Source organism: Parasaccharibacter sp. TMW 2.1888, from assembly GCF_023167265.1.
GTDB lineage: Bacteria > Pseudomonadota > Alphaproteobacteria > Acetobacterales > Acetobacteraceae > Bombella > Bombella apis.
The window spans coordinates 1-14,688 of the sequence record NZ_CP030979.1 but is presented as its reverse complement, the minus strand read 5'-3'; the positions used below and the strand labels follow the sequence as shown (position 1 = coordinate 14,688).

The window sequence follows — 14,688 nt, the reverse complement described above, 5'->3', positions numbered from 1 at the left end:
AGATTATCTGGTTGGTTTTAACATATATGAGTTTGCATAATCTTTATTATGCGATTTTCTTTTGTGAAGGGAACTCCCACAAGATTTCTGTCGCTGCTATAAGACAACCCATGACTGACAGACTATCTGATATCCTTCCAGCCAGATATAAAAACCCGAAGACTGAATTTCTTGGGCATCCCAAAGGTTTGTGGGTTCTGTTCTGGACGGAAGGCTGGCTCTCCTTTGCCCAATACGGGATGCTTTCCATATTGGTGGTGTATCTGAAGGACATCCTGCAGCACACAGACCGGGCCCGGCATATTCTGGGCCTACCGTCCCTTCTGTCCATCAATGATAGCCTGTACGCCCCCAGTGGTCTGGACGCCACAGCTGGCAGTCTTTCGGGCCTCATCATGGCGGTCATATTTGCAGCTCCATTTGTGGGAAGTTTCATGGCAGATCACGGCCTTGGCCGGACGCGTTCTGCTGTCATTGGCATCAGTCTGCTGACAGTCAGTTTTACCCTCATGATGGCGGAAAGCTGTTTTGTTCTGGCCCTGTGGCTCTTTTTGGCAGGTGTTGCTTTGTCCGGCAGCCTGAAGGCGCAGGTTGGAGCGCTATATACGTTGGAAGACCGTAGACGTTCTGATGCTTATCAGCTTTACAGCCAGAGCATACAGATCATGGCCATCATCTCTCCCCTTCTCTGCGCCTTTCTGGGAACCATTGCCTGGCGTTGGGCTTTCATGGCAACAGCTTGTGCGATGATGATGGGGTTGGCTGGTTATCTCATGGGGTGTCGTTATCTCCCAGAAGAAACGGCCTCCTTTGCTGTTGGCAAGGATATCCGGCCAGTCGGTTGCACGGTGGTGGAAAAGAAACGGATTGTCTTTCTGCTCTGGCTGGTAGGCCTGTTTGCCCTTGGAGTTCTTCCCAATCAGGAAATCATGGATGGTTATCTTCTCTGGGGCAGTGATCATTATCGCCTGACTGTCATGGGCATTACGTGTCCCGTCAGTACGCTGGTTTCATTGGATAGCGTCATCAGCATGATTACGGGATTTCTGGTCCTGTGGTTCTGGCGCTGGTATGATCACCGCCGTGGCCGCCCCGTACATGACATGACAAAGATCATCATTGGTAGCGCCATTGCGACAGCTGGGCCGTTATTCCTGATCGCAGGAGAATATGTCTGCCCCGCCCCTCATCAGATCAGCCTCTGGTGGGGTGTGGCCTTCCATACTGTCAATGACATTGGCTGCGGGATGACTTTTCCTATCGGAATGGCCCTCTTCTCCCGTTATGCACCTGCACGGCACAGTACGACACTGATTTCCTGCTTTACATTGCATATTTTTCTGGGAAACCTGATGGTCGGCAAGCTGGCAGGGATGCTGCACCAGATCCCTGATGCGCTTTTCTGGTCGTTTCATTCAGGCGCTGCTTTCCTGTCTACGCTCGGCCTGATGGCCTCCAGCAGGATTGGCAGCCGCCTGTTTCTGGCAGGTTCTTCCCACGGCTGAAAAAGTCAGCGTTTTTCCACGATCGGCGAAATGATGAAACCGGCTTCATGGGCTGGAGAGATGGTGTTGCCTTCTCTGGTAATGACCACGTTGGCTCCGAGAGAGCCCTTCAGCCTCATGTCATGCCGCTTCATGATCTGACGCTTCACGATGGGAAAGGCTTGCAGAAGCCTGTCAAAATCAGCTTTTGGAATGGCCAGCATGTGGGAAAATTGCAGGGAGCGGACCGTATTATGCGCTCTCTGTCCCTGAATATGGCTGTTGGCGCCAATCAGGTCTCCTGCTCCCAGCATGACTTCCTGGGTTTCCGTGCTGGTGGATGTTTCTACAAGACCTGCCACCTGCGCATAGATCGTGCGGATGCGCTCGCCTTTGCGGATCAGTATCTCCCCTGGCGAGAGGAAACAGATGAAGACCCGGCCCGCCAGTTCATGAAGGGCTGCATCTGGAACCCCGTTGAAGGCAGGGAAAGACCTCAGACGCTGCTCAATGCCACTGCGCAGGTTGAAGCGTAACGGCGTGTCCAGCCGATTCCTCTGTCGTTCGATCGACTTATGAAGCTCCCGATGCAGTTCCTGCGAGATGAGGTTGTCCTTTGCCAGAGTGGCATATTCTTCATCTTCCAGACGAAGGGCTATCTGGCGCAACAGACGTCCCTCCAGCGCTTCTGAATAGCCGGAATAATGCAGCCTCAGTGTTGCCAGGGCATCATCCAGCAGTTTGCGCTGCCGTCCCAGCACTTCAGACACGATTTCCGTAATACGGAGTCCCAGAGTGGGTTCCATGCGTTCCCGGACAAAGCGTATCAGGGATGTGGAAACCAGATGGGAAATGATCAGCGTTTCAAAACGCTCCATCATGCAGGCGGTCAGCGGGCGATCAATATGAAAGCGCCTGTGCAGCATCTGTGCCAGGCGGAGACGCCAGGAAGGCTGAAGACTCTTGCGGCGTGTCTTGACGTAGCCATACCGTCCCTCCAGCTGGGTGGCATCCACGATGGCCTCTGTAGCGCGCAGCAGGGTCTCGATCACCCGACGGCTGGACATTCCCTGAACCCGGAAAAGGTCCAGCAGCAGGGTCCGCTCCTGGTTGGCAATGGTCAGCAGGGCCATGTTGACGCGATCTTTGTCGGTCAGTGCTGTCTCAAAATTGTTGCTGGCTTTTTCCTTTTCGGCACGCTGTTCAAGCCGGCTGATGACCCCGCCCCGTGTCCGGGCACCAAAACTGAGTTCATCAGACACATGGGCCACACGCTGAGCCACATGGCTGAGACCGATACCGATGATCTGGTTTCGCAGAGCTTCATCAATGGGGGACAGCCTGTCGAGCTTCAGGAAAAGAACCAGAGAGCGTAGCGTCGTGCCATTGATGAGAAGTGTGGTCAGTACAAATCCGGTAGCTACGATCCCGACAAAATGGGTGATGGAATCGTTGATGTGCGGGTTTTCATTGACAGCAAGTGCCAGCGCCAGCGTGATGGCGCCACGCAGGCCACCCCAGGCCATGGTGGTCTTGAAGCGTAATGGAACAGGTGGCGACAGTCTGGTGAGGATCAGGAGAGGAAGGAGGCCGAAGATGACGGCTGCTCTGGCGATCAGCCCTGCCAGACTGGCAATGAAGATCAGCAGAAGGTCCCACTTTGTCATGCCGATCATCATACGGGGGACAAGCATGGCCGCTAGCATGAAGACGAGCGTACTGGCCCAGAACTCGATCTGTTCCCACAATTCCCGGAGAAAGCGCCACGTCTGGGGACGGAAGGTGGATGGACCAAAAGCCGAAATGGTCAGACCGGCAGAGGCCGTGGCGACCACACCGGAAAACCCGAGGATATCGTCACAGAGGATGTAAACCCCATAGGGCAGCACGAGGGAGAGTGTGATCTCAGCTGCGGGGAATCCGCTGATGGCAGTAATCATGATGAGGGCCAGTCGGGCGACTGACACACCGATGATGACGGCTCCGGCAAAGTTGGTCAGAAAATCTATGCAGGCTTCACTGAAACTGATCTGGTGATGGGCGGTGATGGCCGATACCAGGATGGTGAAAATGGCAATGGCCGCTGCATCGTTCAGCAGGGCTTCCCCTTCCACAAGGCGGCTTAGGCGGGCCGCTGCGCCGATCTCACGGAAAATGCTGGCCACGGCAGAAGGATCTGTCGTGGCCACGATGGCCCCCAGCAGGAGGCAGGCAACGAGGCTCTGCTGTGCAAAGGGATAGAGGGCAAAGCCAATAGTCGCTGTGGAGACAATGACAGCCACGATGGCCAGTAGCAGCACCGTGGCGATTTCATGGGTCAGACTGCGGACATTGATCCCCATGGCCCCCTGAAAGACCAGGAGTGGCAGGAAGATGAGCAGGAAGCCCTCACTGCTGATGGGGAATGACAGGAGAGCCCCTGCCGGTCCTTCCAGCAGGTCCAGCCCCATGGAATTGTTGACGAGAGAGGACGCTGCCCCCAGCCCTATCCCCAATACGGCAATGATGACCGTTTCAGGCAGGTTGATCTTCTTGGCCAGGGGCGGAATGAAGCTGATGAGAAAAAGGAGGAAAACCAGGGTCAGAAGTACAGCTGCCAGCCCTATTTCCATCTGATATCCCCTTTTTTCACCCTCTGATCACGCTGCCCGGAGAGTAAGCGCAAAACCCCTGTCAGGCAAGCCTTGCAGGGGGTTATTACCTGCTTTCCACCTTTCTGAAGCATTAACGGGGCGTCGTCGTTACTCCACGGTAACGGACTTGGCCAGATTGCGGGGCTGGTCCACGTCCGTACCTTTCAGCAGGGCAACTTCGTAGGCCAGAATCTGTACCGGAATGGTGTAGAGGATGGGCGCCACGAAGGCACTGACATCCGGCAGGATGACCATGTGTTCTGCAATGTCTTTCAGCCGTTCAGCCCCCTTGTCATCGGTAAAGACAAGAATGCGTCCCCCACGGGCCCGGGCTTCTTGAAGGTTGGAAAGTGTTTTGTCAAACAGGATGGTGGAAGGTGCGATCGCCACGACAGGAACACTGGGGTCGATCAGGCTGATGGGACCATGTTTCAACTCTCCAGCGGCATAGGCTTCTGCATGGATGTAGCTGATTTCCTTGAGCTTCAGCGCCCCTTCCTGGGCAACAGGCATGCAGATTCCACGTCCCAGATAAAGGACGTCCCTGGCCTGGGCAATCACCCGTGCCATGGTGCGTATCTGGTCGAACAGGCCCAGAACTTCCATGGCATGGGATGGAAGGTCCAGCAGGTTGTCTGTCAGCTCCCGTTCCCGTTTTTCATCCAGCAGGTTGCGCTGGCGGGCAAAATCGATGGTCAGGGCAGCAAGCACGGCAAGCTGGGCCGTAAATGCCTTGGTGGAGGCAACTGATATTTCTGGTCCGGCTACCATGCCCAGAACCAGATCACTCTCCCGGCCCATGGTGGAATGTTCCACGTTCAGGATGGAGACGATGCTCTGCCCAGCCGTCTTGAGCTCCCTCAGCACCCCGAGTGTATCGGCTGTTTCACCGGACTGGGATATGAGCAGTGCCAGCCCCTTGTCAGGCTGTGGCGGGTTCCGGTAGCGCAGCTCGGAGGCTACATCAATATCAACCGGCAGCCGGGCCAGCTCTTCAAGCCAGTAGCGGCCGACCATGCCAGCATAAAAAGCTGAACCACAGGCCGTGATCGTAGCACGGGACAGCGTACTGGCATCAAATGGCATGTCTGGCAGAGCAATGCGGCGTGTGACAGGGTCGATGATGCGCTGGAGCGTCTGGCCAATGGCTACGGGATGTTCATGGAGTTCCTTCTCCATGAAATGCCGGTACCCATCCTTGCCAATCTGCCCTGTTGTCAGGGAGGCTGTCTGGATCGGCCGCTCAACAGCCCTGCCCTGCCCGTCCAGAATCTCGACATGCTCCCGTGTCAGCACGCACCAGTCCCCATCTTCAAGATAGGATATCTGGCTGGAGAGCGGTGCTAGGGCGAGACTGTCCGACCCGAGGAACATCTCCCCTTCGCCGTAGCCAATAGCCAGAGGAGCGCCATGACGGGCCCCGATGAGGAGATTGTCATGTCCCTCAAAGATCATGGCAATGGCATAAGCACCCTGGAGCTGACGGATGGTTGCAAAAGCAGCTTCCTTGGGAGGCAGACCGTTCTGGATATGCTCATCCAGCAGATGGGCGACGGCTTCTGAATCTGTTTCAGTCTCGAAGGTACGCCCCCCGGCTTCAAGGGTTTTCTTCAGGTCTGAAAAATTCTCGATGATACCGTTATGAACAATCGCCACTTTTCCGACCCTGTGCGGGTGGGCATTGTTGGTGGTTGGTGCTCCGTGGGTTGCCCAACGGGTATGGCCAATACCTGTGGTACCGGAAAGGGGTGTTTCCTCCAGAGCCTTGGCCAGATTATCCAGCTTTCCGGCAGCCCGGCAACGTGCGAGCCGACCATGCTCCACGGTCGCAATGCCGGAAGAATCATAACCGCGATATTCCAGCCGACGGAGCCCTTCAAATACGATCGGAGTAGCAGGACGGTGTCCGACGACGCCACAAATACCACACATCAGCCCTGTTCCTTCTTCTTCCGCAGTGCCTGCTGGAGAGCCTTCCCCTTGCCTGCCTTATTGTCCTGCCGTGTCCGCCCGAATGCAAGGGCCTCGGCGGGAACGTCCTGCGTGATGACACTGCCTGCCGCTGTCATGGCATCATCGCCAATCTGGATGGGGGCCACCATGATGGTATTGGACCCTATGAAGCAGCCTTCCCCAATAACGGTTCCGTGTTTGAAGACGCCATCATAATTGCAGGTTATGCTGCCAGCGCCAACATTGCTCCCCGCACCTATCTGGCTGTCCCCCAGATAGCTGAGATGATTTGCCTTGCTTCCGGCCCCCAGAGTCGTGTTTTTGAGTTCCACGAAATTGCCGACGTGGCTGCCTTCATGGCAGACAGTGCCAGGACGCAGCCGGGCATAAGGGCCAATCACGACGCCCTGCTTCACAACACATCCTTCCAGATGTGAAAAGGCACGGATTACGCAACCTTCTTCGAGAGTGACGCCAGGCCCAATGAACACGTTGGGTTCGATCACCACATCGGCAGAAATGATGGTATCAGGGTCGAAAAAGACGCTGGATGGATCAATTAGGGTGGCGCCCTGTTGCAATGCTTTCTGGCGCAGACGCTGTTGGAGCCGTGCTTCGGCCTCTGCCAGCTCGGCCCGGGAGTTGATGCCGGCCAGCTCGTCCTCCGTCCCCTCGACGCAGCTTACTCGTCCTTGCCGGGCTGCGAGAGCGACGATATCCGTCAGATAATATTCGTTCTGGGCATTTTCGGGGGTGATGCGGCTCAACCAGTCTTTCAGCTGCGCAACCTCAGCACACATCATGCCTGCATTGCAGAGTGTAATGCGCCTTTCGGCGTCGGAAGCATCCTTGAACTCGACGATCCGTTCCACCTGCCCATCGGGGCCTGTCACAATCCGCCCATAATGCCCGGGCACAGCAGGGCGCATTCCCAACAGGGACAGTACGTTCTCCTGTTCTCCCTGGGCATCCAGCAGGCGCTGCATGGTATCGGCTGTCAGGAGTGGGTTATCAGCATAAAGTATGACAGCCCGTCCCTCTTCCAGCCCATCCACGCCTGTTTTTGCGGCGTGTCCCGTACCCAGACGTTCATGCTGGATGACAGTTGTGTGGGGAGATACCTGCCGGGCCAGATCATCCATTCCCGGGCCGATGACGACCACAATGCGGTCCACGACCTGCCGGGCTGTTTCGATCAGATGCCAGATCATGGGGCGGTTTCCCAGACGCTGCATGGCCTTGGGATACCGGGACTTCATGCGTGTTCCCATACCGGCAGCCAGAATGATGGCAGTAGTCATGGAACTCATAGATCAGGCCTCCCATGGAATGAAGACAGGTGCATGAGGGGAAGGCTCAGCGGGTCTGGGTGTGTGTGACAGCAGAGACTTTTGGTGCTGCCTGTAGAACGACAAGAATCTGCCCCATCTTGTAGTGATCGAATTCGATGCGTGCTGGAACGAACCCGCCCTGAGGATCATGGACAAACCAGACGGTTCCTTTGTGAGGACTGGACTGGGCGGCCTTGAAGCGTGTGCCGATGGAAAAACCACCAATCTGCCGTCCCGTGAAATCACATTTCAGGGCGTCCCCCCGAAAATAGGACCCATGATCCTTGGGAAGGGTCGTCTGGCTGGGGCCATGAACATCCAGATAGGACAGACGGATACCGTCGAAAACAGGTCTGCTGAAAGTGCAGTCCTGTTTCAGCGTCATCCGGTGTGTCAGCGCAACAAGAAAACTGAGCATGTCGACAGACTGCTTCAGCTCTGCAGCGGGCAATGGCTCCCGCTGTTTGTCTACTGGCAGGAAGACGGCCACATGCGGGCCAGTCAGATCAAAATCAATGTGAGCTTTTTCTTCCTCGCCATGGGCAAATCCACTGTTGCTGAAGGAAACCGGCGCAACATTATCTCCGTTGAAGTGCCCCTGGGCACTGCTCAGCAGATTCAGTGTCAAAAACCAGCTGGCGAGACCAACGGTATAAAGATGCGTCTCCACTCCGTAGCCCCAAGGTTGCAGGACATAATCTGCATCAACGCCCAAGGCACGATACCCATGAATGAAAACACCGTACCGGAGATGTATGTTCTGTGCGGCAGGCAGGGTGTCGGCTGCGCTTTTCAGTGAGGGTGCCGGTGCAGGCGCATCTGCCTGCTCTGCCAGAGCCCCCGGGGCCAGCAGACAGGAAGAAGCCAGCGTCAGGCCCGCCAGCAGGCGGCCAGTGATGGAGCGGCGGATTGAAAGCGTGTCAGACGTCAAGATTGGCAACCTTCAGTGCGTTATCCACGATGAACTCACGACGGGGTTCGACAACATCCCCCATGAGGGTGGAGAAAACCTGCCCCGCTTCTTCGACATCGCCAACCTGCACCTGCAGGAGGGTCCGGGTGGCCGGGTCCAGCGTGGTGTGCCAGAGCTGCTCATCATTCATTTCGCCCAGGCCCTTGAAGCGGTTGATGGCCAGACCACGGCGCCCCTGGGCCAGTATCTGTTCCATCATCATGCCTGGGCCAGAAAATTCGAAATTCTTCTGGTCAAGCTGCAATGTCACGGGCCTGCTGAAGAATTCAGCAAGCCACTGGGACTGCGCGAGAAGACGGCGTGCTTCACTGGAGCGAAGCAGTGTGGCTTCAAACGTGTAGCGTTCTCCCACACCACGGAGAAAACGACGGCAGGTGACGCCATGGCTGTCGGCCTCCACCTCCCAGCCCCGCTCATTTTCGGGAGATGCTGCTTCCAGTCTGGCCAGGAAGCCATCGACTGCTTTCTGTCGGATCGCTGCATCAGGGTTGATGAGCCCGCTGACAGCCGCCTGCTCCATGATCCAGAGCGGGACACGGGCTGAAAGTGCCCGCATGTCCTGTGCCAGTCGGCTGCAACGGTCAATCACGTCACGGAGTTCCGCACCGTCCAGTACGGTTCCGTCATGGCAGGTCAGGGATGCATTGCTCAGGGCCTTGTCCAGCAAGTAGCTGTCCAGTGCAGGTTCATCCTTGAGGTAGCGTTCCTCTTGTCCACGTTTGGCACGGAAGAGCGGCGGTTGGGCAATGTAGAGATGGCCGTTTTCGATGAGTTGGGGCATCTGCCGGAAGAAGAAGGTCAGAAGCAGGGTGCGGATGTGGGAGCCATCCACGTCAGCGTCCGTCATGATGACAATCTTGTGGTAACGGAGCTTGTCAATATTGAAGCCCCCCTGCTCGGCCGGACCATGACCGATCCCCGTGCCCAAGGCTGTAATGAGGGTGCCAATTTCGGCAGAGCCAAGCATCCGGTCGAAGCGGGCACGCTCAATGTTGAGAATTTTGCCACGCAAGGGCAGAATGGCCTGGAAACGGCGGTCCCGTCCCTGTTTTGCTGTTCCGCCAGCAGAATCCCCCTCCACAATGAAGAGCTCTGCCCCTTCCGGGTTGCGTTCCTGGCAGTCGGCCAGTTTGCCCGGCAGGGATGAGACATCCAGAACGCCTTTGCGCCGTGTCAGCTCCCGGGCACGGCGGGCGGCCTCTCTCGCACTGGCGGCATCAGCAATCTTGGCAATGATGATGCGGGCTTCCTTGGGATGCGTCTCGAACCAGTGGCCGATCATGTCGGCGGCAATGGTGTGCACGACAGGCTGAACTTCGGAAGAAACCAGCTTGTCCTTTGTCTGGGATGAGAATTTGGGGTCGGGAACCTTGACGGAAAGAACGGCGGAGAGCCCCTCCCGCATATCCTCACCTGTGAGATTGCTGGTTTCTTTCTTGTTGCCCAGCAGAGAGGCATATTTCCCGACGGCCCTCGTCAGGGCCTGCCTGAAACCGGCCAGATGGGTGCCGCCATCACGTTGGGGAATGTTGTTGGTGAAGCACAGCATGGTCTCGTGGAAGCTGTCATTCCAGCAGAGAGCAAATTCCACCTTGATGCCAGATGTTTCATCCTGCAGCTCCCCGGTGATGGGAGGGTCGATCAGTGGCGTCTTGGAGCTGTTGAGCCATTTGACGAACGCTGTCAGCCCCCCTTCATAGTGGAAGACAACCTCCCGTGGCTCACTGTGACGCTCATCACGCAGGATGATCTTCATACCCGAATTCAGGAAGGCCAGCTCACGGACACGGCGCTCCAGGATGCTGAATTCGAATTCAGTTTTGGAGAATGTCTCCGCACTCGGCTTGAAGGTGACTTCCGTTCCGTTTTCTTCGTCCGAATCACCGATGACCGCCAAGGGAGCTACACGCTCACCGTGCCGGAAATGAATGGCATGTTCCTTGCCCTGTCGCCAGATGCGTACATCCATGGTCTCGGAGAGAGCATTGACAACCGCAGCCCCCACACCGTGCAGACCGCCGGAAACCTTGTAGGAATTCTGATTGAATTTGCCCCCGGCATGCAGTTTGGTCAGCACGACTTCAGCCGCACTGATCCCCTCTTCCTCGTGCAGGTCTGTCGGGATACCACGCCCGTTATCCCGGACTGTGACAGAGCCGTCCCCATTCAGAGTGAGAATGCAGTAGGAGGCGAAACCTGCCTGTACCTCATCAACGGCATTATCAATGATCTCGAAGACCATGTGATGCAGGCCGGAGCCATCATCCGTATCCCCGATATACATGCCAGGCCGCTTGCGGACAGCATCCAGCCCCCGCAGGACGGAGATGGAAGAGGCGCCATATTCCTCATGATCGGAAGACTGAATTTCCGGCTGGTTATGGGATTCTGACATGCCTGCGCATTACTCCGGTTGGCTGAGAGCTTTGATGAGTGAATATACTGTCAGAAGCCTTTCCTGACCAGTGCTGTCACCGGGGTTATCCCGAAATAACCGTGAGAAAAGGCCATATTCTGGCCGCCTCATGCCGGATGGAGTGCGCCATTCTGAACATGAAAGAAAGCTGCAATGTTTCTGATGGAAGAAAAAGGTTCAGCTTCGGTTCCTGTCAGGATGGTGGTCGTTTTCAGGGCAGAGAGACTGTCCATCAGGATGATCCGCCGCCGTTCATCAAGATGGGTCAAAGGTTCATCCAGAAGGATGACGGGAGCCTGCCCCCAGACCCTGCTGATGGCATGGGCATGGGAGAGGATGACGCTCAGGAGCATGATCTTCTTCTGTCCACTGCTGGAGTGTGCTGCCTGACGGCCTGTCATGGCGTCCCGCAGGCTCATGTCAGCCCTGTGTGCTCCGATAGAGGTGCTCTTGCGGGCTTTGTCCTGAAGGCGGGACTGTTGCAGGGCGTGGCGGAGCTTGTCTTCCACTTCCAGTGCCGGGCTGGCTTTCAGCGCTGTGGCGATGGGGCAGTGCAGCTCCAGAAGGGTTTGGGGGAAAGCTTCATTGCCGAAAGGGGTTTCTTCCAATGTTTCGAGAAGATGCAGCCGGGCTGCCGTTATGGCGACTGCGTGGCGGCTTATGGATTCTTCCAGGGAGGTCAGCCAGGCCGTTTCATCAGGCTGTTCCAGCAGGATGCGGTTCCGGCTCATGACGGACCGCTCATGTGCCATGAGCTGCTGCGTATGATCCGGCAGGAGAGCGACGGTCAGCCGGTCCAGAAACCGTCTACGGCTGCCAGCACCTTCAAGAAAGAGACGTTCCATCTGCGGAGTAAGCCAGACGCAGGAATAAAGTCGGGCAATTTCTGCCATGGTCCGTGTTCTTTCTCCGTCCAGGAGAAAGATGCGGCGTCCCCGCCCCTCGGTCAGGCCGGTAGACAGTTGGAACTGTTGTCCTTCCCGCTCCAGATGGGCGGCGACGCCCCATTGGGTTGTTCCGTGGCGGGGCAGCATATGAGCTGGTGAGCCCAGAAGCCCCCGCCCCGGGGCAAGCAGGGAAAGGGCTTCCAGAAAATTGGTTTTGCCGCTGCCATTCTCCCCTGTCAGGACGGACAGGGTGGCGGACGGCTCCCAGACGCACCGTCTGTAATTACGAAAATCCGTTAATGTCAGACGGTGCAGGTTCAAGGAGATCGTTCAGACCCGGATGGGCATGAGAACGTACAGAGCCGCAGGTTCGGCCGTATCGCGGATCAGTGTTGGAGATGAACTGTCGGCAAGGGCGAACTCGGCTTCAGCGTCAATCTGGTCGGTGATGTCCGTCAGGTAACGGGCCTGGAAGCCGATCTCCATGTCGTCATTGTCGTAGGTGACGCTGTTTTCATCCAGCTCCTCCTGAGCAATGCCCTGATCGGGGCTGGTTGCGGAGAGGGTCAGATGGTTCTTCGTGATGGTCAGCTTTACCGGGCGGGAACGTTCCTGGCTGATGGCCGCCACACGACCTACGGCTGCCGCAAGATCCTGCTTGGTAACACGCAGGATGCGTGAATTGGACTGGGGAATGACACGGGTATATTCCGGAAAAGTGCCATCCACCAGCTTGGAGGTCAGCAGGATGGAACCGATACGGAACTGGATGCGCGTCTCTGAAAGAGCCACCTCTACGGAGGCTCCATCATTATCCAGTAGTTTCCGAACTTCGGTTACGGTCTTGCGGGGGATGATGATGCCCGGCATTTCTTTTACGCCGAAAGGCGCTGGAACGTCGACCTTGGCCAGCCGGTGTCCATCTGTCGCCACAGCCCGGAGATGGTTCTTTTTGTCCACCAGTACGATATGGAGATAGATGCCGTTGAGATAATAACGGGTCTCCTCGTTGGACATGGCAAAGCGGGTACGGTCGACCAGCCGACGCAAATCACCTGCCTGAATGGCAAAATGATGAGGCAGATCGCCTGCTACCATGGCCGGAAAGTCATCAACTGGCAGAACGTTCAGGCTCGTCTCGTATCGCCCGGCCTTGAGGTGAAGGGGCCCTTCCGCATCCTTCTGTTCGAACTCGATCAGGGCACCATCGGTCAGTTTGCGGACGATCTCGAAGAGAACGGCAGCCGGAACAGTGACGGACCCGGCATGTGTGGCCTCTGATGGAATTTCCTCGACGACGGCAATCTCCATGTCCGTCGCTGTCAGGCGCAGAACCTCGCCATCATGCTCCATCAGCACATTGGCGAGAATGGGGATGGTGTTCCGTTTTTCAGCGACACCCTGAATGTGAGACAGTGCACGCAGAAGTGGCGCGCGATCAACTGTGAACTTCATGACAACCCCAAAGCCTTATCGGGAAGAGTAATATGTCTCTCTAGCAAAACAAGGACATGCTTGAAAAGCCATCTTCAGCTTTCCAGCATGTGGCGCAGCAGCTCGACGCTTTCAGCCAGACCGGGGTCCTGTTCCATGAGCTCCGAAATGCGGTTTACGGCATGCATGACAGTCGTATGGTCCCGATTGCCGAATTTCCGGCCGATTTCCGGGAGGCTGCGGCTTGTAAGCTGTTTGGCCAGATACATGGCAATCTGCCGGGGGCGGGCCACGGCCCGGGCACGACGGGCTGATGACATGTCGGTCAGACGGATATTGAAATGCTCGGCCACCTTGCGCTGGATTTCATCAATCGTAACACGGCGCTCATGAGCTTTGAGCATGTCTTTGAGGACATCCTGTGTCGATTCCAGCGTGACGGGTCTGCCTACCAGATCAGCATGGGCGATGAGGCGGTTCAGTGCGCCTTCCAGCTCCCGCACGTTGGTGGTGATCTTGTGGGCCAGATATTCCAGCACCTTGGGAGGGACAGGCGTGCCAGAGGCCTTGGCCTTGGCTTCCAGAATGGAAATGCGCAGTTCGAAGGTCGTAGCGTGAATATCCGCTACCATACCGCAGCCCAGCCGTGTGCGGAGCCTGTCTTCCAGACCGGAAAGATCAGAGGGGCTCTTGTCAGCGCTGACGATGATCTGCCGCCCTGCATCCACCAGCGCATTGAATGTATGGAAGAATTCTTCCTGCGTGCTGTTCTTCCCGATCAGGAACTGGAGGTCGTCAATCATCAGCACATCAACCGACCGGAGCTGTTCCTTGAACTCCATCTGGGATTTGGACTGCATGGACGCAATGAAACGGTACATGAATTTCTCGGCAGACATATAGGCGACCGAGATGTTCCCGCGGCTGATCAGCTTGAGGCCAATAGCGTGCATGAGATGGGTCTTGCCAAGACCAACGCCACCGTACAGGAAGAGCGGGTTGAAACCGGGGCTGGCGGGATGATCCGCAACACGCCCTGCACAGGCATAGGCGAATTCATTGGGCTTGCCGACCACGAAATTGTCGAACGTGAAGCGTCGGTCCAGCGGGACGGCAAGATCATTCCGCACTTCATTCATCGAGGGCGAAGTGGCTGCAACGGCCTCTTCACGATCCAGGGCCGCTGCATCTTCATTGGCCATGGCGCTGATGGAGAGATTCGCAGCCCCCCCGCCCTCTTCAGCCTGTGGAGCATCATCCCCGGTTTTTGCGGCACGCTGTGCTTTCTTGTCGATCCGTAATTCGACATGCTGGACAGCTGGATTCTCTTCACGCCACAGGGACTGAAGGCGTTGGCCATACTGGGCACGGACCCAGTCTCTCAGAAAACGTTCCGGCAGGTAGAGGGTAATTTCATCATCATCCAGCGGGCCCAACGTAATGCGCTGGATCCACATCCTGTATTCCACATCGCCGACCTCACCTTTCAGGCGATCGCAGATACGCAGCCAAGATGCCTTGAGAGCAGAATTTTCAGAAGAGGCCATAGCAGCGTCCTGGGACTGAGCTTTTTCCAC

General features: G+C 56.6%; 9 protein-coding genes. 1 reads left to right on the top strand and 8 read right to left on the bottom strand.

Going from position 1 to position 14,688, the window contains the following annotated elements; translation table 11 throughout:
• Positions 1-110 precede the first annotated feature (110 nt).
• Positions 111-1,505 carry an MFS transporter gene (locus tag DTQ13_RS00045; protein WP_248460654.1) on the top strand — a complete coding sequence of 465 codons (1,395 nt, stop codon included), beginning with the start codon at positions 111-113 and terminating at the stop codon, positions 1,503-1,505.
• Positions 1,506-1,510: 5 nt separating this feature from the next.
• Here the strand turns inward: DTQ13_RS00045 and DTQ13_RS00040 are convergent, their stop codons facing one another.
• The 8 genes from DTQ13_RS00040 to dnaA form a co-directional block, all read right to left on the bottom strand.
• Positions 1,511-4,096, bottom strand: coding sequence for a cation:proton antiporter (locus DTQ13_RS00040; RefSeq protein WP_043560096.1), 2,586 nt, complete (start codon positions 4,094-4,096; stop codon positions 1,511-1,513).
• Positions 4,097-4,225: 129 nt separating this feature from the next.
• Positions 4,226-6,049 carry a glutamine--fructose-6-phosphate transaminase (isomerizing) gene (gene glmS / locus DTQ13_RS00035; protein WP_154981436.1) on the bottom strand — a complete coding sequence of 608 codons (1,824 nt, stop codon included), beginning with the start codon at positions 6,047-6,049 and terminating at the stop codon, positions 4,226-4,228.
• Complete coding sequence (glmU, locus tag DTQ13_RS00030) at positions 6,049-7,380, bottom strand: bifunctional UDP-N-acetylglucosamine diphosphorylase/glucosamine-1-phosphate N-acetyltransferase GlmU (protein ID WP_192848213.1); 1,332 nt, start codon at positions 7,378-7,380, stop codon at positions 6,049-6,051. Before glmU ends, glmS begins: the two co-directional genes overlap by 1 nt.
• A gap of 46 nt (positions 7,381-7,426) precedes the next feature.
• Entirely contained in the window at positions 7,427-8,332 is a 906-nt protein-coding gene (locus DTQ13_RS00025) for a hypothetical protein (RefSeq protein ID WP_248460653.1), read from the bottom strand.
• A complete protein-coding gene (gene gyrB / locus DTQ13_RS00020) occupies positions 8,322-10,769 on the bottom strand; it encodes a DNA topoisomerase (ATP-hydrolyzing) subunit B (protein ID WP_248460652.1) in 2,448 nt (815 codons plus the stop codon). Before gyrB ends, DTQ13_RS00025 begins: the two co-directional genes overlap by 11 nt.
• Before the next feature lie 128 nt (positions 10,770-10,897).
• Complete coding sequence (gene recF / locus DTQ13_RS00015) at positions 10,898-11,998, bottom strand: DNA replication/repair protein RecF (RefSeq protein WP_081563160.1); 1,101 nt, start codon at positions 11,996-11,998, stop codon at positions 10,898-10,900.
• A gap of 9 nt (positions 11,999-12,007) precedes the next feature.
• Positions 12,008-13,132, bottom strand: a complete 1,125-nt coding sequence (gene dnaN / locus DTQ13_RS00010) for a DNA polymerase III subunit beta (RefSeq protein WP_043560108.1) — start codon at positions 13,130-13,132, stop codon at positions 12,008-12,010.
• 74 nt (positions 13,133-13,206) lie between these two features.
• Positions 13,207-14,658, bottom strand: a complete 1,452-nt coding sequence (gene dnaA / locus DTQ13_RS00005) for a chromosomal replication initiator protein DnaA (protein ID WP_154981439.1) — start codon at positions 14,656-14,658, stop codon at positions 13,207-13,209.
• Positions 14,659-14,688 lie beyond the last annotated feature (30 nt).